Source organism: Roseibium sediminicola, assembly GCF_023156505.1.
Lineage (GTDB): Bacteria > Pseudomonadota > Alphaproteobacteria > Rhizobiales > Stappiaceae > Roseibium > Roseibium sediminicola.
Genome location: NZ_JALNMJ010000034.1, coordinates 16045 through 37148, shown reverse-complemented (window position 1 = coordinate 37148; position 21104 = coordinate 16045). Strand labels below are relative to the sequence as shown.

22 protein-coding genes and 1 tRNA gene are annotated in these 21104 nt (G+C 58.8%); 11 read left to right on the top strand and 12 right to left on the bottom strand.

The window, feature by feature from the left end; translation table 11 throughout:
• Positions 1-305: 305 nt before the first annotated feature.
• Positions 306-560, bottom strand: coding sequence for a hypothetical protein (locus M0H32_RS27525; protein ID WP_248159812.1), 255 nt, complete (start codon positions 558-560; stop codon positions 306-308).
• Positions 561-751: 191 nt separating this feature from the next.
• On the bottom strand, positions 752-1228 hold the full coding sequence (locus M0H32_RS29685; RefSeq protein WP_248159816.1) for a hypothetical protein: 477 nt from the start codon (positions 1226-1228) through the stop codon (positions 752-754).
• Here M0H32_RS29685 and M0H32_RS27515 point away from each other — a divergent pair.
• Complete coding sequence (locus M0H32_RS27515; protein WP_248159815.1) at positions 1130-2734, top strand: AfsR/SARP family transcriptional regulator; 1605 nt, start codon at positions 1130-1132, stop codon at positions 2732-2734. The two genes, M0H32_RS29685 and M0H32_RS27515, sit on opposite strands and share 99 nt — an antisense overlap.
• A gap of 10 nt (positions 2735-2744) precedes the next feature.
• Here the strand turns inward: M0H32_RS27515 and M0H32_RS27510 are convergent, their stop codons facing one another.
• On the bottom strand, positions 2745-3032 hold the full coding sequence (locus M0H32_RS27510; RefSeq protein ID WP_248159810.1) for a hypothetical protein: 288 nt from the start codon (positions 3030-3032) through the stop codon (positions 2745-2747).
• 68 nt (positions 3033-3100) lie between these two features.
• Positions 3101-3391: a hypothetical protein gene (locus M0H32_RS27505; protein WP_248159809.1), complete on the bottom strand. Its 291-nt coding sequence runs from the start codon at positions 3389-3391 to the stop codon at positions 3101-3103.
• Between the two features lie 200 nt (positions 3392-3591).
• Between M0H32_RS27505 and M0H32_RS27500 the strand changes: the two genes are divergently transcribed.
• Positions 3592-5037, top strand: a complete 1446-nt coding sequence (locus M0H32_RS27500) for a YcaO-like family protein (protein ID WP_248159807.1) — start codon at positions 3592-3594, stop codon at positions 5035-5037.
• Positions 5038-5182: 145 nt separating this feature from the next.
• Here M0H32_RS27500 and M0H32_RS27495 read toward each other — a convergent pair whose 3' ends face one another.
• Positions 5183-5731, bottom strand: coding sequence for a CAP domain-containing protein (locus M0H32_RS27495; protein WP_248159806.1), 549 nt, complete (start codon positions 5729-5731; stop codon positions 5183-5185).
• Positions 5731-6567 (bottom strand): phosphodiesterase, encoded by an 837-nt coding sequence (locus tag M0H32_RS27490; protein WP_248159805.1) that lies wholly within the window; start codon positions 6565-6567, stop codon positions 5731-5733. The genes M0H32_RS27495 and M0H32_RS27490 overlap by 1 nt, the downstream gene beginning before the upstream one ends.
• Positions 6568-6723: 156 nt before the next feature.
• Here M0H32_RS27490 and M0H32_RS27485 point away from each other — a divergent pair, with 156 nt between their 5' ends.
• From M0H32_RS27485 to M0H32_RS27470, 4 genes are all read left to right on the top strand, one after another.
• Positions 6724-8553: an ArnT family glycosyltransferase gene (locus tag M0H32_RS27485; RefSeq protein WP_248159804.1), complete on the top strand. Its 1830-nt coding sequence runs from the start codon at positions 6724-6726 to the stop codon at positions 8551-8553.
• On the top strand, positions 8537-9448 hold the full coding sequence (locus M0H32_RS27480) for a phosphatase PAP2 family protein (protein WP_248159803.1): 912 nt from the start codon (positions 8537-8539) through the stop codon (positions 9446-9448). Before M0H32_RS27485 ends, M0H32_RS27480 begins: the two co-directional genes overlap by 17 nt.
• The gene (locus M0H32_RS27475) at positions 9445-10206 is read left to right on the top strand and encodes a glycosyltransferase family 2 protein (RefSeq protein ID WP_248159802.1); all 762 of its coding nucleotides are present in this window, start codon (positions 9445-9447) and stop codon (positions 10204-10206) included. Before M0H32_RS27480 ends, M0H32_RS27475 begins: the two co-directional genes overlap by 4 nt.
• Positions 10207-10268: 62 nt before the next feature.
• Entirely contained in the window at positions 10269-10583 is a 315-nt protein-coding gene (locus tag M0H32_RS27470; RefSeq protein ID WP_248159801.1) for a lipid-A-disaccharide synthase N-terminal domain-containing protein, read from the top strand.
• A gap of 21 nt (positions 10584-10604) precedes the next feature.
• On the opposite strand, the gene metC is transcribed toward M0H32_RS27470, so the two are convergent.
• Positions 10605-11783, bottom strand: coding sequence for a cystathionine beta-lyase (gene metC / locus M0H32_RS27465; protein WP_248159800.1), 1179 nt, complete (start codon positions 11781-11783; stop codon positions 10605-10607).
• Between the two features lie 480 nt (positions 11784-12263).
• On the opposite strand from metC, the gene M0H32_RS27460 reads away from it, so the two are divergent.
• From M0H32_RS27460 to M0H32_RS27440, 5 genes are all read left to right on the top strand, one after another.
• The gene (locus M0H32_RS27460) at positions 12264-13283 is read left to right on the top strand and encodes an amino acid ABC transporter substrate-binding protein (protein ID WP_248159798.1); all 1020 of its coding nucleotides are present in this window, start codon (positions 12264-12266) and stop codon (positions 13281-13283) included.
• A 234-nt stretch (positions 13284-13517) separates the two neighbouring features.
• The gene (locus tag M0H32_RS27455) at positions 13518-14723 is read left to right on the top strand and encodes an amino acid ABC transporter permease (protein ID WP_248159796.1); all 1206 of its coding nucleotides are present in this window, start codon (positions 13518-13520) and stop codon (positions 14721-14723) included.
• A gap of 12 nt (positions 14724-14735) precedes the next feature.
• Positions 14736-15887, top strand: coding sequence for an amino acid ABC transporter permease (locus M0H32_RS27450; protein WP_425607369.1), 1152 nt, complete (start codon positions 14736-14738; stop codon positions 15885-15887).
• 65 nt (positions 15888-15952) lie between these two features.
• A complete protein-coding gene (locus M0H32_RS27445; protein ID WP_282449588.1) occupies positions 15953-16756 on the top strand; it encodes an amino acid ABC transporter ATP-binding protein in 804 nt (267 codons plus the stop codon).
• A gap of 94 nt (positions 16757-16850) precedes the next feature.
• A complete protein-coding gene (locus M0H32_RS27440) occupies positions 16851-17276 on the top strand; it encodes a DUF2459 domain-containing protein (RefSeq protein WP_248159794.1) in 426 nt (141 codons plus the stop codon).
• A 105-nt stretch (positions 17277-17381) separates the two neighbouring features.
• Here M0H32_RS27440 and istB read toward each other — a convergent pair whose 3' ends face one another.
• The 5 genes from istB to M0H32_RS27415 all read right to left on the bottom strand — a co-directional run bounded on the left by istB (position 17382) and on the right by M0H32_RS27415 (position 21039).
• Positions 17382-18110 (bottom strand): IS21-like element helper ATPase IstB, encoded by a 729-nt coding sequence (istB, locus tag M0H32_RS27435; RefSeq protein ID WP_108874388.1) that lies wholly within the window; start codon positions 18108-18110, stop codon positions 17382-17384.
• Entirely contained in the window at positions 18043-19608 is a 1566-nt protein-coding gene (istA, locus tag M0H32_RS27430; RefSeq protein ID WP_248159792.1) for an IS21 family transposase, read from the bottom strand. Before istA ends, istB begins: the two co-directional genes overlap by 68 nt.
• A gap of 54 nt (positions 19609-19662) precedes the next feature.
• Positions 19663-20565 carry a tyrosine-type recombinase/integrase gene (locus M0H32_RS27425; protein ID WP_248159790.1) on the bottom strand — a complete coding sequence of 301 codons (903 nt, stop codon included), beginning with the start codon at positions 20563-20565 and terminating at the stop codon, positions 19663-19665.
• 101 nt (positions 20566-20666) lie between these two features.
• A tRNA-Pro gene (locus tag M0H32_RS27420) sits at positions 20667-20743 on the bottom strand.
• A gap of 77 nt (positions 20744-20820) precedes the next feature.
• A complete protein-coding gene (locus M0H32_RS27415; protein WP_248159788.1) occupies positions 20821-21039 on the bottom strand; it encodes a tautomerase family protein in 219 nt (72 codons plus the stop codon).
• Positions 21040-21104 lie beyond the last annotated feature (65 nt).

The following is a 21104-nucleotide window of genomic DNA, read 5'->3' as shown; positions in this document are numbered from 1 at the left end:
ACGAAACGAAGACGTTCCTCCATTTTGGACACCTCTTGCCACGGCATCTACACCTCCCGAAAAACGGAAAGTGTTACCCATGTGTCCGGAACGTTCTGTCACCTATGTCTCAGGTCGGGCACAAGATCCGACCGAACCGTGGGCGACCGTTCCTCAATCCGTCCTGCCGAAAACAGAACGAGCGCCAAAGGTCCGCGTGTACTGCGGCCCCGTGGCGCTCGGTCATCTGTCGTCTTCGCGCGCTTTGCCACGCGGCCGGGATTAGCCCATGACCGGCCTGGAGGCGAAGCGCAACGGACTGGTTTTCAGGCCGATTCCGCCTTGGCGGCGTCCGCCGGTTTCTGGCCCACCATGAGCGGCGTGATCTTGGTCTTCAGGATCATGTCGACATCTTCAGAGCCGTCTTCCAGGGACTGAAGGGCCATGTCGAGGAAATAGGAGCAGAACGTGCGGCCGTCCTTGTCCGATTCCTTCTTGGTATAGCGGATCATACGCTTGATCGCTTCGATCGCCGGTTCCTGCTCGTTAGCAGCTTGGTCCGGTTTGGCTGACTTAGACATTATACTACCCACCAGTATTTAATTTACCGATTGCAGCTGGGCTGCTGTGACCATCCAAAAAAAGCATGCTGTTGCAGCGTGATATGAGCGTGATAAGGTGACGTTGTATTTCAGGTTGCGCGATATTCGCAGTTGCGCGATAGCGCGTAGAAACTGTGTAAGTCAAATACGGGGAATTGATGGCAATCGCGTCATGCTTTGCATGCCTTGGCCGGCCCTTGCTCCTGAATGACAGTCAAGAACCTGTCGCGGTGAAAACCCGCAAGGCCTTGGCAATCATGGGGTATCTGAGCCGGAAAAGTGGCCTGGCGTCGCCGCGCGAGGCACTGGCGGACCTTTTGTGGAGCGGTACGGACCGGCACAAGGCGATGCAGTCGCTGCGCCAGGCACTGCGCCAGCTGAAAACCGCGGAGGAAGCCGCCGGCATCGATGTCGTGCGGTCCTCGCCCGGGCATGTCCAGCTTGATCAGGGGCTGTTCTTTTCCGATCTGACCCGGGTCCAGGAACTTGTCGACCGCGGCAACGCGGCCGATTTCCAGGAAGCGGAAGAGCTTTGGCGCGGTGATTTCCTGAGTGGATACGAAGACATCGATCCGGAATTTTCCGAATGGCTCATGGTGGAGCGTGAACGGGTGCGCTCTGAAATCACCGGCGCGGCCTTCCGTCACCTGAACCAGATCTCGACCGAGGACAGCGGTCTCAAATGCGAGGCCGGCGCCCGGTTCCTCTTGAAAATCGATCCGGCCAACGAGTCTGCGCACCGTGTCCTGATCCGGCTTTACCTGAAACTCGGTCAACGCGAGCGGGCGGAGCAGCAACTGAAGGCCTGCGAGCGCGAACTGCGCCTGCATCTGGATGTCGAGCCGGAAGACGAGACGCGTGATTTGCTGACGGAAGAACAGTCCGGAGACTGGGCTTCGAATGCGTTTCTGCGACCGGCTGAGACGGGAACGCTGAGAGGAGGGGTGCCCAACACCGAGGAGACCGTCAGGCTTCCTGAAATCTCGATCGTCTCCTCCTCGATGTTGAGAAAGGGTGTGAATGACGCGATGCACCTGAGGGAAGAAATTGTCTCGGGCCTGTCTTCCTTCCGATCTTTCGACTTATATGAATCTGAGTATTTCGGTGAAGAAAATTTCCCCAGGGCGACCCTTGTCACGGGCAACGAGCTAGGCAGCTACCTGTTGCGATTCCGGCATGACGAGAGGTCGGGCAAGATCGTTGTCCAATTTGAGGATCGGAACAACGGCCAGATCGTGTTCAATGAGATCATAGATCTGCAGCTCTGGAACGGTATTTCGCCGGTCGCCAGCCAGATTGTCAGCCGCATCCACATGCATTCCACCGGAAAGCTTCGCAATCCCGCAAATACGGCTGTATTTGCCCGATGGTGCCAAGCGGATGCGCTGTTATGGGACTTCACGCCGCAATCGGATGAAAAAGCGCTCGGAATTCTGGATGAAATCGAGCGGATGAACAGTTCGTTCTCCATGATCTATTCGGGGCGCGCTTCGATTATCATGAAACGCGCTCTGCATTTTCCGCTGCTTGATGGCCAAATGTCCGAAGGCATGAATAATCTACTCAGCCTGGCGGAGCGGTCGATCATGCTTGATCCGTGGCAGGCCGTGAACCAGCGCATTTATGGTTGGTCTCTCATATTGTCCAATATGCCGCAGGAGGCGAGGCGCGCCTTTCAAAATGCGGGGCGCATGAGCGCGGCAGATCCAGCCAACCTGATGTCGGTTGCCGAAGGGTTGGCGTTTTCCGGCGATGTAAAAGAGGCGGTTGCCACGGCAGAAAGGGCTTTTTCACTCGCAGCCTTTGTGCCACGCGTGTTCTACGAATATCTGGCGAACATCTTTTTCGCCGCTGAAGACTACGAAAAGGCCATCTCGCACATTGAGAGGGGATCCGGCGTCGGGGTCAGCGGTCTCACAACGCGGGTCGCAGCGCTGCTGTGCTCGGGACGCGAGCAGGAGGCGCTCCAAACGCTTCAGACTTACAGCGAACATCGACAATCGCTTTTGAAGAGCGCACCCGCTCTTGCCAACGATCCGGAAAACTGGCGGAAGAAGATCAACTTCTTTCAGGACGGAAAGGCGCGGCAGGACTTCGACAAAGGCGCCGAGATGGTTCAGAAATTCCTGTTCGACGGATCCGGTTCGGTCTAGCGGGCACGGATCAGTTCACACTCAGCAGTTTCGAAAGGCCGGAAAGGTATTCCGCGTTCCGGTTGTCCAGCTTGGACTGGTTCAATCGGTAGGGCAGCGCGACCGCATTGTGATGCTGTTTGCCATCGACAACCTGGAATTCAATGAGCTCGGTCGTCTGCCTGGGAAGCCCGATGCCCGAGAGTTCCGAAGCCGGGTTTTCGTGAAGGGTTGTCCGATAGCTCTCATCAAGAGCGGCTTTTGCGATCAGCTTGCCGAGTTCGACAACGTTTCGCTGATGGTAGGGGAATCTGGCCATGCGATCACCTTTACGAAAATTGCCCGAGCCCGATGGCGGGCTCGGGCATATGCCTTGGGTCTCCAGGATTACTCCGGCAGGTCTTCGTAGTAGCAATTGCCCAGGGCGGCCTTGCCAAGCTCTTCGAAATAGCTTTCGTCATTGGCAGCAACGCGGGCGGCGTCGACGTTGGCCGGGATGATCAGATGCACCGTGTCGGCGGTGTCCGCAAGAATTGTCAGGTCGTTCCTGGCGCCAACTTCGGCCAATACTTCAGTCGGGTTCTCGATCAAACGGGTCCGAGCGGCGCTGTCCTGAATGATCGCGCCAAGTTTCGCGCCGAGAATTAGTTCGCTATTTGTAGTTGATTTGACGTGCATAGTGAGCCTCCTGAAGTTAAAGTTTTGCAATAACTTGCCTGGTGGTTGGATGGTCACCGGGCTTTTCTGAATTAAGTCAAACTTTAGTAAAAATCAGCTCATCTGATATAATTACTACTGCCTGACTGCTTTCGATGTGAATGTAGAATGAAGTCGGCGCTACCAGCAATAGTAGTTCCGATAATCTACGAGGTGTGCAATTGCAGGGTGAGGTAAAGTACTTCCTCGATACTTTTGTTGGGAGCTGCGTGGAAATGGGGAGCGGGCATGAGCGGGTCACATTGCCTGACGAGCTGTCGGGGTTGGAGAGCGCTGTCGTTTCGGACCTTGCCAGGGTTGGTCTGTTGTCGTTGGATCTGAGCGATAATGTGCCTAAAATGCGGATGGCCGATGAAAACCTGAAACTGTTTGCGCCCATGCTGGCGCAGTATCGGGTGAAACTGGTTCCCATGACGCGGCAAGGGGCACCCGTCGCGTTCTGCACAGCCCTGCTGAAGGAGTGCCGCTCTCAGGTGCCGGCGCCCCTGGAATTGACGGCGCCGATCCCGGCGGGCGGGCAGGGCAACCGTATGGAGAATGCAGCTATAAGTTGTCTTGGGGAGTTGGCGGAGCGGCTAAGTCTTTGTAGTCTCGGAGCGCAGGATCCGCGCGTGCTTCCGTTTGAGAAGGAGCAACTGGAGGTAGATTTTTCAGGCCTCCTCGGGTTGAGTTTGACCCAATGCCGGCATGCGGCGGCGGCCTTGAGGAAGAGTGGCGTGCCGATTCCAGCCGATGTGCCTGAATGGTCGACGCTTTCCGGCAGGCGGGTCGCGCTGACAAATCTGGCGACAGGCCGGATGGCACAATTTCCGAGTTTCGGGGTTTTGTTAAGGGAGGCCGCGTGGGCTGGAGCGGAGGCCTTGTCGTTTGCATCAAGCGTCGGATGCGCGGTCTGGGCGACCCGGCACGGCGCGCGCGAACGCGCTTTGCTAGAGCTTGTCGAGCGCGATGCGGTGGCTCAAGTCTGGTACAACCGCCTGGGGATAACTTTTCTTGAGCCCGGATTGCTGCGTGAAATTCTGACGGGAACGCTGATCGATTACCTGGATGCACAGCCGCGCCTATGGGGTGTCTACCACCTTGAGTCCGACCTTCCGGTGCAGGTTGCAATCGCGGTATCCCACGAGGCGGATGGGCGGGGCTGCGCTTTTGGCGCGTCCGCGGGTTGGGACGTGGCGTCGGCCTGCGAAGGTGCGATTGAGGAAATGCTGCAATCGGAAAATTCGCTGGAACTGATGACGAAAGCCTATCCGTCCGGGCAGGGTCAAGGCCGGATGCCGCGCCAGTTGGCCTATGCCCGCGCCGGATCCATTCTGGAAGACTTGCCGCTTCGGGAGGCGCTCCCTGCGGATGAGCGACTGACGGCACGCGTTTATGGTCTTCCCGAGCTGAGGCAGGCCCTGGAGGATCAGGATATCACTGTCTGGGAATTCGATGCCACACGCCCGGACTTGAACATTCCCTGCGTCAAGCTGCTCTCGCCGCAGCTTTGCACCTGGGAACCGCGTTTTGGGAAAAGAAGGTTGTTTCAGGGTGTCGTGGACAGGGGATTGAGACAACATCCGGCCACGGAAGCCGAATTCGCCGCGCGGCCCTTTCCGTTTTAGAACCTGGGGTGTTTGACAACCGGCTCCTTGGACGATAACAAAACATGACTCTTGTATTCAGGTTTTTGCTGGCAAGTGTCCGGATGGCGACTGGGTCATCCAAACTCTGGAAGAAACTTGATGGCGGGGAGATCCCCGCCTTTTTTCACCTTACGCTCGGCCGTCCGTCCGCGTAGGGGCGGGCGAGGGTCATCACCCAGAAATTCCGCCATTTCCCGGTGTTCCTGTTGGTCCTGGCGATACCGACACGGGTGACATAGGGATTGAGCAGATTCTTGTTGTGACCTTCGGATCCTTGCCAGCCCCGGAAGGCCGCGTCGAGATCGGCATACCCTGCGCCAAGGTTTTCCGCGGCCGCGTAATTGGCATAACCAGCCTTGTCCAGGCGCTGCGACAGGCCGAAGGCGCTGTGGGCCCAGGTCTGCATGCTGTCGCGTTCGGCAATATGGCGCGCCATTTTCTGCGACACCTGATCCAGTTCCGGATCGAGCCGCAGGGCAGGAAGTCCGTGCTGTTGCCGGTAGGCGTTGAGTTTAGTCAGCATCCGGGTCTGGTCGACCGGCTGATTGGCCAGCACCGTCTTGTCCTCAAGGTCGCCGGCACCCGGTAGGGCGCCGCAGGCGGCAAGCAACAAGGTCGACATGACAACCAGCAGCGTGGCGGCGAACGGTCTGAGGCTGTTCAACTGGTGCATCAGGTTTCGTCTCCCGGCCAGACAACGCCGTCATCGGCATAGAAGCTAAAGGGGCCAGGGAAATTTTCCACATAAGCCATATGGGAGACGACCCCTGTCTCAACCGAGTGATAGTGCAGGAAATAGGCAGGCGGCTCGAAATTGAACTGCGCCGGGCTTTCTTCCGTCAGATCAAGCACGACCTGGTGGCCGGTGCTGGGTGCAAGCGTCATGACCTTGCCGGCAAAACTGGCGATGATGGGCCTGTGCAGATGCCCGCACAAAATCCGTTCGACATGGGCATGCGGCGACAGGACCTCCGCGAGCGCGGCGGCATCCGTTAGGCCGATGGCATCCATGTGGCGGATCCCGCTGAGCGCAGGCGGATGATGCAGGGCGATCAGGGTGGGCCGGCGATCCTCATGCAATCTGGCGTTGAGCCACGCAAGCTGTTCCCGGCCCAGTTCACCACAGGGACTGCCGGCAAGATGGGTGTCGAGCACAACCAGGCGGCAGGCGCCGATATCGGCGGTGTAGCAGATCTTGCCATCGCCCGTTTCCGACAGGCCCGGATAGCCGGCCATTTCACGCCGCATGCCGTCCGTGCTGTCATGATTGCCCGGAAGCAGGTAAATGGGCATTTGCAGCCGGGACAGAAGCTGTCTTGCGACAGCATATTCCCTAGGATCGCTCCGGTCGGTCAGGTCGCCGGTGATGACCAGCGCGTCCGGACGCGTGTCCAGAGCTTGCAAAGCCCTGATGGCGCGTTCCGCCAGCATGTTGGTGTCCGAAACGCGGTAACAGGCAAGACCTCTCGGGCGCAAATGCAGATCGGTCATATGGGCAATCAGGGTCATCGGAAACCTTGGAGAATCTTCGACGTTTCAGCTTGCCGGACGATAGCTCAGCAGGGCTGGAGGGCAAGCACTTGTTTCCCTTTTTGAAAAGCTGATGTAGGAGAAACCGGCAAGACGGGGCAAAGGTTCCCGGGCAAGGACTGGATAGTTGAATTGATGGCGGACAAGAACGACACCGACATGCAAGGCGCAGAAACGCAGACAGGCGAGCCAAAGGCCGAAGCGGGCAAGGACGCGCATGCCGCGACAGCAGAACCGCCCAAGCCGCCACGCAAGCCGGTCTGGCTGCATGTGTTCGGTCACGACATCACAGCACCGTTCCTGCTGCTTCTCCTGTCGCTTGTCCTGTTCGTGCCGGGGCAGTGGACCGTGCCGCCTCTGGACCGGGACGAACCACGTTTCACCCAGGCGACCAAACAGATGCTGGAAACGGAAGACTATGTCGATATCCGCTTTCAGGAGGAGGCCCGGCACAAGAAACCTGTCGGTATCTACTGGCTTCAGGCTGCATCGGCCAAGCTCTCGGGCAAGGGCGCCGAGGCGCCGCTCTGGGTGTACCGGGTGCCGTCACTCGTCGGCGCGACCTTGAGCGTGCTGGCGGCCTTCTGGCTGGCCCGTGCCTTCATGGGGCCCGCCGGTGCCCTTCTGGTTGGCGGGTTTGTCGCCCTGGCGATTATCGTCGGGGTCGAGGCCCGTCTCGCCAAGACCGACGCCGTGCTGCTGGCCACGATCATCATCGCACAGGGCGCTCTGGCGCGGATTTGGCTGAAGAACCCGGGCAGGCGGCTGTGGAGCCTCAGTTTTGTGTTCTGGACCGCGCTCGCCGCCAGCGTGCTGATCAAGGGGCCGGTTGGGCCGATGGTGATCGGTCTGACGGTGGTCGGTCTGTTTGCGCTCACGCGCAAGTTCGCCTGGTTCAAGGCGGCGTCGCCACTGGTCGGCCTGCTCTGGTTTGTGCTTCTGGTGTCGCCGTGGTTCGTTGCGATCTGGATCGCGACCGATGGCACGTTCTTCACCGAGGCCATCGGCAAGGATCTGCTCGGCAAGGTCGGGCAGGGGCAGGAGGGGCATGGTGCACCGCCGCTCACCCATCTGGCGGCAATGTTCGGCGTTTTCTGGCCGCTGCCGGCCTTCTTCCTGATTGCCCTGCCGCTTATCTGGCAGGAGCGCAAAAGCCCGCTTGTGATCTTCGCCGTCGCCTGGTTTGTCCCGAGCTGGGTCATTTTCGAACTCGTGGCGACCAAGCTGCCGCATTACACCATGCCGCTTCTGCCGGCCCTGGCGTTGCCGGTTGCCGCCGCCATGATCGAAGGCGCCGGAACCGCAACGCGGAGCTGGGTCAGGTGGATCGCGGCGGTGCTGACCGCCTTGCCCGCGCTCGGCCTTGCCGTTGCCGCTTTTGCCGGTCCGGTCCTGCTCGGCGTCTGGCCATCGCCGCCGGGGGCGGTCATTGTTGCACTCGGAGCTGTTTTCGGATTTGCCGCCGCCGCCCGGCTGCTGCGCGGCCCGTCGCTTTACGCTATGCCGGCCGTGACCTTGACCGCTATCTGCGTAGCCGTGGGTGTCTGGGGCTTTGTCGGTCCGGCACTGACACCGATCTGGGTCAGTCCGCGCCTTGTCGCGGCGCTGGACGAGATCCCCGGATGTGCGGACAAAGCCACCCGTGAAGTGGTCACCTCAGGCTTCCATGAGCCCAGTTTCATCTTTCTGGAAGGCACTGCGACCCGGATCTTGTCGCCCAGGCAGGCTGCCGAATTCCTGGCCGATCCGGCTTCGGCTGTGCCTGGCAGCTGCCGGATTGCAGCCATAGAAAGCCGGGAACAAGCCGCTTTTGACGAGGCAGCATCCGAGTTTGGACTTGTGCCCAAGGCGGGAAAAGAGGTAGACGGCCTCAACATTAATGGCGGCAAAGACGTCAGGATCACTCTTTACCAGAACGCCAAGTCGGTCACGGACACAGAAAACGGCAATGCAGAGCAGCAGTAAATATGTCTGGCATATTCTGGCGCGCATGCGCGGGAATATGCGGCGCGCTGCGATCCTGTTCTCGGGCCGCAAGGAGCGCGCCTATCAGAACCGCGATCCGCTGCCGCCCGGGCAACGCCCCCAGGACATTCTGGCGGTGCTGCTGCTGACGGTCGGCATCGCCGTCGTGGCGTTTGATGTGCCGACCTATCCCTGGCTGCGTTCGCTTCCGGGCGAATACAGGTCCGCGTTTCGGACCTTCACCGACATTGGCAAGGCGGACTGGATCCTGGTCTCTACCGGCATCACCTGCCTGGCGCTGCTCGCCCTGGAAGCGGGACGCTACAGTTTTCGCCTGCGCATGGCGATCGGCTCCCTTTTCACCTATGCCGCTTTCATTTTTTATACAGTCGCAGCAACCGGCCTTCTGGCGATCGCCTTCAAATGGTCGCTCGGCCGCGCCCGTCCGAAACTCTATGAAGAGGTTGGCCCGGTGCGGTTCGATTTCCTGGCCTTTGACGGCACCTTTACGAGTTTCCCGTCGGGACACTCGACCACCGTTGCCGCCCTCGCTACGGCGCTGGCCTTTATCTTCCCGGCTTACCGTTGGCTGATCATTGTCGCTGCCTTCTGGCTGGCCTTCAGCCGCGTTATGGTCGGGGCGCATTACCCGAGCGATGTCATTGCCGGCACGTTGCTCGGCATGACTTTCACCTTTTTCACGGTGCGCGCGATGGCGCGGCGGCGGATCGGGTTTCATCTGACATCCGCGGGCAAGATCGAACCCAACATGTCCTGGCGCTCCGCAAAAGCGTGTCTGCGGGCAAGCTGGCAGGTCCTGCGCGGTCAGCGCGGCGGCGATCGCGTTGCGATTGAGACGGGCAGTACCGAAGACACGGAACGGAAAGACGCATGACACAAAGCTTTCAGGATATCCTCGCGGCCGGCAAGGGTGCGCTTGAAGTGACGGTTGTGGTGCCCGCCAAGGATGAAGCCGAGAACCTTCCTATCCTTCTGGATGAGATCGAGGCGGCGCTGACGGGGCGGCGCTTTGAAGTGATCGTCATCGATGACGGCTCCTCGGACGGGACCGATATCGTGCTGCAGGACTATGCCGCCACCCATGACTGGCTGCGGCCGATCCGGCACGAGACATCCTGCGGTCAGAGCTGCGCGGTGCGCACCGGCGTGCAGCATGCCCGCGGCGATGTGGTCGCGACCATCGACGGCGACGGCGAAAACAATCCGGCCTATATTCCGGAGCTGCTCGATGCGCTGGAGGCCGCCGGTCCGGCGGTTGCGCTTGCCGCCGGCCAGAGGCTTGGCCGCAAGGCGAGCCTTGCCAAGCGCTATGCCTCGCGGTTTGCAAACAAGCTGCGCGGCGCGATCCTTCGTGACAATACCCGCGACAGCGGCTGTGGCCTGAAAGCCCTGCGCCGCGAGATCTTTTTGCAGCTGCCCTATTTCGACAGCTGGCACCGGTTTCTGCCTGCCCTGGTGATCCGCGAAGGCTATGGCGTTACCCATATCGACGTGCAGGACCGCCAACGCCGGCATGGAACGTCCAAATATGGCATTTTCGATCGCGCCCTGATCGGCGTCCTGGATCTCTTCGGTGTGTGGTGGCTGCGCCGCCGGCGCAAAAAAATCCCGCAAGTGCGGCCACTCACCTGATTTCCGCCACAGAAAACAACAAGACACGGGGGCCATCACCCCGAAACTGACCGGACCTTCCCATGGACGCTCTTCTCAACTGGCTACACGCCGTCTTTGTCCAGCAATTCGATTTCTGGATCATCCTGGGTTTTGTCGCCCAGTTCATGTTCATGATGCGCTTCGTCATTCAGTGGATCGCGTCCGAGCGCGTCGGCCGCTCCATCGTGCCGGTGGCGTTCTGGTTCTTTTCCATTGCCGGCGGGTCTTTGCTGCTGGTCTATGCCATCCAGCGCCAGGATCCGGTCTTTATCGCGGGGCAGGGGCTCGGGCTTCTGATCTATTTCCGCAACATCTGGTTGATCATCAAGGAAAAGCGGGACGACCCGGCGATCTGACCGGGCCGTCCGTCATCTGGCTCAGCCGAACGCTTTCATCAGGGCCTGGTCCAGGTCGTTGATCAGGTCTTCCGGATCTTCCAGGCCGATATGCAGGCGCACGGACTGGAACTGCGGATCGACATCCGCCACCGAGCGCATGCCCTTGAGGCGGACCGGAATGGCGAGGCTTTCAAAACCGCCCCAGGAATATCCGAGGCCGAACAGGGTCAGTGCGTCGAGGAACGCAAACGTCTGTTCCTGGGTCGCCCCGGCTGCGAAATCGAAGGCACATAGACCGGAAGCGCCGGAAAAGTCGCGTTTCCAGATGGCATGCCCGGGATCTGTTTCCAGCCCCGGATAACGGATCCGGGCGACAGGTGCCTGGTTGCCGAGCCAGTCCAGGACAGTGCGGGTGTTGCGCTGGTGGCGCTCCAGCCTTACCGACAGGGTGCGCAGGCCGCGCAGGCCGAGAAAGATGTCGTCCGGCGCCACATGGCAGCCCATGGCGCCATAAAGCGTGTCGAGCCCTTTCCAGGCCTTTTCGCTGGCAGCGATCGTGCCGAGCGTGGCGTCGGAGTGGCCGACGATATATTTCGTTCCGGCCTGGATCGACAGATCGACCCCCAGGGTCAGTGGCTGGCAGTAGAGCGGGGAAGCCCAGGTGTTGTCCATCAGGACGGTGGCTCCGATCTCATGCGCCGCTGCCGCGATCGTCGGTACGTCCTGCATCTCGAAGGTCAGCGACCCCGGAGCTTCGGTAAAGACGGCTGTGGTTTCCGGGCGGAACAGGGACTTGATGCCTGCGCCCAGCTGGGGATCGTAGTACTCCACCGAAACCTTCATACCCGGCAGAACCGTGTCGGCGAAATGCCGGGTCGGTCCGTAGGCCGTGTCCGCGATCAGGATATGATCGCCGGATTTGACGCAGGACAGGATCGCGAGCGCGATGGCATTCAATCCGGAATTGGCGATTTTGACGCCTGCCGCGCCCTCAATGTCTTTCAGCGCGCCTTCCAGGGAATCGGTCGTCGGATTGCCCCGGCGGGCATAGGAATAGGTCTGGCCGCCGGTCACCATGGTGGCGGTGTCCGGGTAAAGGACGGTCGAGGCATGGACCACGGGCGGATTGACAAATCCGTGAAAGGCGCTGGGATCGCGGCCGGCATGGGCAAGTCTGGTGTCGGCCTTGTGCTGCGGTTTGCTATCGGTACTGGACATGAATTCTCGCGTGAGGGCGTGTGGGACTACTGCTTGGGGAAGGGCGGGCCGGAACGGTCCGTCTCAGGGCGCACACTTTAGTCATCTTCGGAAAGGCTGCAACAGGTGCAACATTGTGGTGTGCTCCTGGTCAAAACTGCCATGATTTTTACGGGCGGCGTTAACCATGACGCGCGGATGCCTAAATGGATTGAAGCCTTTTTAGGCATTGAATGAATTCGATTTAGCCATGTTCGCTGTTTGTGCATCAAACCGGGTCAGAAATGGCGGAGGGCTCCAGAAATTTGACGAGATACTTGCAGCAAGTACTTGACCCGAACGGCTAAATGCCATCGTATGGGGCCGTTGGGTTGGGACGAAAGACATCTGGAGGAAACAGCTGTCAAAGCTGGGAACCGTCCGAAACGCGAGACGGGGAAGATGTCTTTCCGAAGGCCCGACGTAAAAAAAGTATGGGTAACAAATAAAGGCTGCATATCCATGTCGAAAAAAATCCTTCCGCTCGTAATCGGCGCTGCTATGGGAGTCGCCGCGACGACGGCTGCTGGTGCAACGACGCTGGAAGACGTCAAGGCTAAGGGCTTCATTCAGTGTGGCGTGAGCCAGGGCCTGCCGGGCTTTTCGAATCCGGATTCTCAGGGGAACTGGACCGGTCTCGACGTTGACCTCTGCCGCGCGATGGCGTCTGCCGTGTTCGGCGATGCCACCGCTGTGAAATACACCCCGCTGTCTGCTAAGGAGCGCTTCACCGCTCTGCAGTCCGGCGAAGTCGACGTTCTGTCCCGTAACACCACCTGGACCATGTCCCGTGACACCCAGCTGGGTCTGAACTTTGCTGGCGTGAACTACTATGACGGTCAGGGCTTCATGGTTCGCAAGGACCTGGGCGTGACGTCCGCTCTGGAACTGTCCGGCGCATCCGTTTGCACCAACACCGGTACCACGACCGAGCTGAACGTCGCCGACTACTTCCGTGCGAACAACATGCCGTACGAAATCGTCGCTTTCGAAAAAGCCGACGAAGTTGTTGCTGCATATGACGCCGGCCGTTGCGACGTCTACACCACGGATGCTTCCGGCCTCTACGCTCAGCGCCTGAAGCTGACCAACCCGGGCGATCACATGGTTCTGCCGGAAATCATTTCCAAAGAGCCGCTTGGTCCGGTTGTGCGTCAGGGTGACGATGAGTGGTTCAACATCGCAAAATGGACCCTCAACGCCATGCTCAACGCTGAAGAACTCGGCGTGACCTCTGAAAACGTTGACGAAATGAAGTCTTCCGACAACCCGTCCGTCAAGCGCCTGCTGGGCGTTGAAGGCGCGTTCGGCGAAGCCATCGGCCTCAGCAACGACTGGGCCTACAACATCGTCAAGAACGTCGGTAACTACGAAGAGTCCTTCAACGCAAACGTTGGTCCGGACACTCCGCTCGGCATCTCCCGCGGCGTGAACGCGCTGTGGAACGACGGCGGCTTCATGTACGCACCGCCGGTCCGCTAATCCTGATCTTTTGATCGAGGATTGAAGGGGTTCCGGCGGTCATCTGCCGGAACCCTCAATAAATTCCACGCATCAAAAACGGGCGTTCAGTCCGAAACCGCGTGGGGGAACAGACTGCTTCCATCGATAGGGGCGTGCCGCCAAGGCGCGAATAGGAAGCAGGACAGGCACGGATAGAGGAGAGGCTTCGGGCCGGGCTCTTCCGTGAAACTTGGGCGAGGTTCTATGTCAGTAATGGAGCAGGATTCGGCGGGGGCGCCGGCGCGTGCTTCGCTGTTGAACGATCCCAAAGTCCGCGGCATCTTTTACCAGCTGGTATTGATTGTCGCGCTGGTGGCCTTTGGATACTTCATCGTTACGAACACGATCCACAATCTGGAGCAGCAAAACATTGCCTCCGGTTGGGGTTTTCTAGAAAATACGGCAGGGTTTGGGACCAACCAGTCGCTGGTCGAATACTCCGAAACGTCAAGTTACGGCAGGGCGATTTATGTCGGGTTCCTGAACACTCTTCTGGTGGCCGGCGTTGGCATCTTTTTTGCGACTTTGATCGGCTTCATCGTCGGTATCGCTCGCCTCTCCAACAACTGGGTGATCAACCGTATCGCCTATTGTTACGTGGAACTGGTTCGCAACATTCCGCTGCTTCTGCAGATCTTCTTCTGGTACTTTGCGGTACTGAGGTCCATTCCCGGAAAACGCGAAAAGTGGTCGATCTTCGACACCTTTCACCTGAACATCGGTGGATTGCGGCTGCCGAAGCCGATCTGGGAACCCGGTTCTTTCATGATCGGCATAGCACTTGTCATTGCGATTGCCGCTTCGATCGTGGTGTCCCGCTGGGCTCGTAAGCGCCAGGAAGCGACCGGACAGCAATTTCCTATGTTTTGGACAGCAGTTGGTCTCATCATAGGCTTGCCGGTAATCACCTATCTTGTCACCGGCATGCCGATGCACCTGGAGCATCCGAATTTCGTCGAAACGGGACCGATCCTGCGTCAGGGTTTTGAACTCAATGTCGGTATCAACGTGATTCCCGAGTTCTTGGCGCTCACGGCCGCTCTGTCGATCTATACTGCCTCGTTCATCGCAGAAATCGTTCGAGCAGGTATTCAGGCGGTCAGCCACGGTCAGACGGAAGCCGCGCATGCTCTCGGTCTTCGCAACGGTCCGACGCTGCGTCTGGTGGTCATTCCGCAGGCCATGCGCGTGATCATTCCGCCACTGACCAGTCAGTACCTGAACCTGACCAAGAACTCTTCGCTTGCCGTGGCCATTGCTTATCCGGATCTCGTGTCCATGGGTGGCACGGTTCTCAACCAGACCGGCCAGGCAATCGAAATTATTGGCATCTGGATGGCTGTCTATCTGTCGCTCAGTTTGCTCACTTCGGCATTCATGAACTGGTACAACCAGCGCATGGCGCTCGTGGAACGGTAAGGAGCGCACATAATGTCAGACACACAAATGTTCCAGATCAGAACCGAGGAAGCGCCGCGTTTGCCGGCGCCGATCTCGACCACCGGCGTGATCGGCTGGATGCGGCAGAACCTGTTTTCCTCCATCGGAAACACCGTCCTGACCGTGATCGGTATCCTGATTGCCTATTCGCTGATTGCGCCCTTCATCCAGTTCGCGTTCATCGACGCGGTCTGGACCGGGGACAACCGTGAGGCATGCCTTGCGCAGGACGGCGGTCATTCAGGCGCTTGCTGGGCCTATGTGGAAGCCTATTTCCCGCAATTCATCTATGGCCGCTATCCGACGGAAGAAATCTGGCGGGTGAACATCGTCTACGCGCTGTTCTTGCTGCTGCTCGTCCCTCTGGCCATTCCAAGCGCGCCATTCAAGAAAGCGAACGCCATTCTGTTCCTTGTGGTGTTCCCGATTGTTGCCTACTTCCTGCTGACCGGTCTGGTCATCGGTGACACGGTCGTCCTGCCGATCGTGGAAACCGCTGTCTGGGGCGGGCTGCTGGTGACGCTGGTCATTGCTGTGACCGGCATCGTGGCGTCCCTGCCACTCGGGATCGCACTGGCGCTCGGACGGCGTTCGAAAATGCCGATCATCAAGCTCGTCTCGATCATCTTCATCGAGTTCTGGCGCGGTGTGCCGCTGATCACCGTTTTGTTCATGTCATCGGTGATGCTGCCGCTGTTCCTGCCTGAGGGCGTGACCTTCGACAAGCTTCTTCGGGTTCTGATCGGTGTGACGCTGTTCTCGGCGGCCTATATGGCCGAAGTGGTGCGCGGCGGTCTTCAGGCTATTCCCAAGGGCCAGTATGAAGGAGCCATGGCGCTCGGATTGCGGTTCTGGCCGATGATGTATCTCATCATCCTGCCGCAGGCTCTGAAGCTGGTGATCCCCGGCATCGTCAACACCTTCATCGGTCTGTTCAAGGATACGACCCTTGTCCTGATCGTCGGCATGTTCGACCTGCTCGGCCAGATCCAGTCGTCCTTTACAGATCCGACCTGGTCGACGCCAAGCACTGGCCACACCGGCTATCTCTTCGCGGCGATGGTGTTCTTCTGCTTCTGCTTCGGCATGTCGCGCTATTCCATCTTCATGGAGAAGAAGCTGCACACGGGACACAAACGCTAGCATCACGCTCCGGGGCGCGCGACACGCCGCTGCGCCCCGGCCCACGATATTTCTGGAGTTAGAAAATGAGCGAAAACGTAGCACGCGAAGACGATATCGCAGCCGACCGCACGAAGATGACCATCTCCGATACGGATGTGGCGATCGAAATCAAGAACATGAACAAGTGGTATGGTGACTTCCACGTTCTGCGCGATATCAACCTCAAGGTCATGCGCGGCGAGCGAATCGTCATCTGCGGACCGTCGGGTTCCGGCAAGTCCACCATGATCCGGTGCATCAACCGCCTGGAGGAACACCAGGCCGGCCAGATCCTGGTCGATGGCATCGAACTGACGGACGATCTGAAAAAGATCGACGAGATCCGCCGGGAAGTCGGCATGTGCTTCCAGCACTTCAACCTGTTTCCGCATCTGACCATTCTGGAAAATTGCACCCTGGCTCCGATCTGGGTTCGCAAGATGCCGAAGAAGGAAGCCGAAGAAATCGCGATGCACTATCTGGAGCGCGTCAAGATCCCGGAGCAGGCCCTGAAATATCCCGGTCAGCTCTCCGGTGGACAGCAGCAGCGCGTGGCGATTGCCCGTTCGCTGTGCATGAGCCCGAAGATCATGCTGTTCGATGAGCCGACATCCGCTCTCGATCCGGAAATGATCAAGGAGGTTCTGGACGTGATGGTCGGTCTCGCCGAAGAAGGCATGACCATGCTTTGCGTGACCCACGAAATGGGCTTTGCCCGTAAGGTCGCGAACCGGGTGATCTTCATGGATGCCGGGCAGATTGTGGAACAGAACGAACCTGAAGAGTTCTTCACCAATCCGCAGCACGAGCGTACCAAGCTGTTCCTCAGCCAGATCCTGCATCACTGAGGATGGATCGAAGAGGATGGCGGTGTTCTTGCGCCGGAGCCTTCTTGGTCTTCTCGCTATCACCTTCGGTTGCATCTTTGCATTGGGCCTCGGAATGATCATTCCGAGGCCTTTTCCGTTCTCGGACAAGGTGGCCGCAGGGCAGGGCGACCCCGGCGAAATCCGCCGTATTCTGATCCTGTCCAATGCCATCCACACCGATATCGCGCTACCGGCCGACGAAGACGTTCTGGCGGCATTCGACTTTGTGTCTGAAGGCGGTCTGGAACTCGACTATCCGGGTGTCGTCTGGATCGTGTTCGGCTGGGGTGGGCGCTCCTTCTATCTCGAAACACCGACATGGGCGGAGTTGAAGCCCGGGCCCGTATTCGACGCGCTCACCTGGGACGCCTCCGTCATGCATGTCCGCCGAACGGGCACCATTCCTCTGTCTCTTGACGAAGTGCAGAGCCTCGATTTGAGTGGCGAGAGCTTTGACGCTCTGGTCAATGACATCCTGTCAATCGGCATTGAATGTTGACCCCTTATCGGCTTCCAAAACTGACCCCTTGTTTGTGAGGAGCTGGCCCGATGCTGCGTAGTCTCCATTTAACGCAGCAGTGTCGGGCCAGCGGTGATTTGGTTTTCAGACCCTGTTCTTGAATCGCCAGCTTTCGTTTCCGGTCTCGACGATTTCACAGTGATGGGTAAGCCGGTCGAGAAGAGCGGTCGTCATCTTCGCGTCACCGAAGACGCTCGGCCATTCGCCGAATGCCAGGTTGGTGGTGACGATGATCGATGTGCGTTCGTAGAGTTTGCTGATCAGATGGAACAGGAGCTGCCCGCCTGTCTGGGCGAATGGCAGGTAGCCCAGTTCGTCGAGGATCAGGAAATCGAGACGGGAGATCAAATCGGCGGTCCGGCCCTGCCGGTCGGCGCGCGCCTCGGCGTCAAGCTTGTTGACCAGATCGACGACGTTGAAGAACCGTCCCCTGGCTCCGTTGCGGATACAGGCCCTGACGATGCTGACAGCCAGATGGGTTTTGCCGGTGCCGGTTCCGCCGATCAGGACCAGATTGCGCTGATGATCCAGGAAGTCTCCGCCGGCCAGATCCCGGACGAGGGTTTCGTTGATGGGCGTAGGTTCGAAGTCGAACTCGTCCAGTTCCTTGGCCAGCGGCAGCTTGGCGATCGTCATCTGGTATTTGATTGAACGGGCCTGCTTCTCGCTGATCTCGGCATTCAGCAGGTCGCCGATGACCTGCTGAGGGTCGTGCTGACGCTTGACCGCTGTGGCCATGACCTCATCATAGGCCGCCTTCATCCCGTAGAGCTTCAGCTGTCCCATTGCGTCCAGCACATGAGATCGTTCCATTCGCCTGTCTCCTCAAGCTGTCGTACCGGTCGCAATTTGCGGCTGGCTCGCAATTGAGCCGCAGAGCGTCCGGTGTCGTGATAGTCACAGGGGCTTCAGGTTCCCGGCGCCGGGCCAGGATGTTCAAGACGACGCCGGCGGAGTGGACACCGTTCGACAGCGCCTCGGCACAGGCCGCGTCCACGGCATCCAAACCGTCTGTCAGAACGGCACCAAGAATATCGACCATCTGGCGATCACCGCCGGCTTGTCGTTCCAATTTGCGCTGAACGCGCCGCAAGGCCGGAGGCAACTCCCATTCCTTGAACGGCGCCCCATTGCGCAAAGCTCCGGGCTTGCGTGCCAAAACAGGGATGTAATGCAGGGGATCGTAGACCGTATTGTCGCGCCCGAATGCACGCACATGTTTGCCGACAATGCTTCCGTCCTGCCAGCATTCCAGCCGGTCGGCATAGGCCCGGATCTCGACGGGCCGCCCGACGGCGCGGGCCTCTACCGAGTAACGGTTCTTGTCGAACCGGACGAGACATGTCTTTGACACCGATGCCGGCACGGCATGGAACCCGTCAAAGGGACCTGCATAGGGAACAAGGCTGGGGCGTTCCGTCTCGAAGACCTCCCAGACCGTCTTGTCCCGGATCTCCGGGTGCGGATGGGCATTGGCCCAGGCGATGCAGCGATCCAGGAGCCAAGCGTTGAGTTCGGTGTAGCTCTTGAACTTCGGCCGGGGAACGAAGAAGCGCCGGCGGAGCACGCCCACCTGGTTCTCCACTTGCCCTTTCTCCCAGCCCGATGCCGGCGTACAGGCCACGGGATCGACCAGATAATGTCCGCACATCTGAAGGAAGCGGCGATTGTAACCACGGTCCTTTCCCACGAAGACCGCATCCACCGCTGTCTTCATATTGTCGTAGATGCCCCGCGCACAGGCGCCGCCGAAAAAGGCGAAGGCCTTGTCATGGGCGTCGAACACCATCTCCTGCGTCTCGCGGGGATACGCCTGGATGAACGGCATCCGGCTGTGACACAGGCGAACGTGGGCCACCTTGATCGTCGTCGTGATCCCGTCGATGAACGCAATTTCGTGGCTCCAGTCGAACTGGTACGCTTCACCGGGATCGAAGCTGAGCGGCACATAGGCATCCGCGGAAGCTTCCCGCATCGACTTGGACCAGCGCGCGGAATACCGGCGGACGGCATCATATCCACCGTCATAGCCGCGCCCGCGCAATTCCTCATAAATCCGCACGAGTGTCAGACGTTCCCGCTTGGGACGGTTTGCGTTCTCGCCGAGCATGTCATCGAGATCGGATTGCCAGGGGCCGATCTTCGGGCGTGGCTGCACGGACCGGTCATAGCTGAATTCTGTCGACCCGGATCGGATGACCTTCCTCACCGTGTTCCGGGAGACCCGAAGATCGCGGCAAATCTGTTTGATCGGCTTGCCTTCTTTAAAATATGCCCGCCGGATCTTCGCAATCGTCTCCACAACCAACATCCTTAAAATGCTCCCTGAAAAATCAGGGACGCATAAAAACAAATTTGGCAGGGGTCAGTTTTGGACGCCGATAACCCCTAAAACAGGGTCAATATTGCAGGCCGTTTCACAGTGTAGGTCTTCAATATCTGTTCTCGCCAGCATCCGTTCCCATGCCATCCGCAAGGCATTGGCAGTAAGGGGAAAGACCCTTTCGGATCTCAGGTTCTCGCCTTCTGCCTCTCCCTTCATTGAGTGCAAGAGTGCAAATGCTCCGGGTGTCAGGGGAATGGTTCGTGAATAGCCGTTCTTTGACTCTAGGATGGTCACTGAGCGCCTTTTCAGGTCCACTTGGCTCCAGCATAGCCCTAGGATCTCGCCCCTTCGCATACCCGTTTCTATGGCGAATATGACGACGTTCTCAATCAAGGGGTTTTGTCGTGTTCGGGCTGCTTCAAGGAGCTTTTCCTGTTCTCCGTCCTTGAGCCTGCGTTCCCGTCTGTTGTCCCTTGCCTTCAATGTCAGCTTTTCGACCGGATTATCCCTGATCGGAATTCCCCACTCTGTTCTAGCAATCTCGAAGGCATGGCTGATGGGGGCCAGTTGCCGTTTCAGACTGATAGGAGCGATGGTCTTCAACCGTTCATCACGGTAGGCAGCAAAATCAGCGATGGTCAGTAGATCGAGACGTTTGGAGCAGACTGGGTGCCTCAGAAACGCATTCAGGGTAATGGTCTCAACTGACTGCTTCTTAAGAGGAACGACCTCATTCAGGTAGCGGGTAATGATGTCACTCAACGTGTACTTTTTGAGGTCCGCCTTGGTGCTCTCCAGTTCGCCTCTGTCCGCTTCAAGCTCTTTCTGCCGAGCCCATTCCTTGGCGTCCTTGAGCTGGGAAAAGCTTTTTGTCTGCGTTGGGAAACCCTGTCGCCTGACCTGAACGTGATATTTGCCAGAGCGCTTTCTGATCGAAGCCATGACTGAACCTGCTGTGCCAAGAGTGTGCCAAGCAGCTTTGTCCAATCAAGACGCCATGATGCAGGAAGAGTAAAATAGACAATTAAATCAATCGTCTAGTATGGTCGGGCAGGCCGGATTTGAACCGACGACCCCTTCACCCCCAGTGAAGTGCGCTACCAGGCTGCGCTACTGCCCGAACGGACCCTACCTAGCTTGTTCGCTATCGGAGCGCAAGCGGGTTGTTGAGCGGTGGGCGCGGGTTTTCCAGACTTCTTATCCGCGCCGTCTCATCTCCAGGGCGGCTTCGGTCGTAAGGGTGTTTCCGGCATAGCCCCAGGACCCGCTTTGGATCTCGTGGATGCGGACCGACGTGCCGGCCTTGATCGTCTGGCCGGCAACACTTGCAAAGGCATCCGTAACGTGCTCGATGATCTCGCTCTTCTCCGCGTCTGAGAAGACACCTTCCAGAACCTGGATATCGATGGATGGCATGTGGCACTCCTGCCTGCTCGAAATGGGAACTGAACCAAGACTGCTGGAACCTGTTGTGTCCGGCA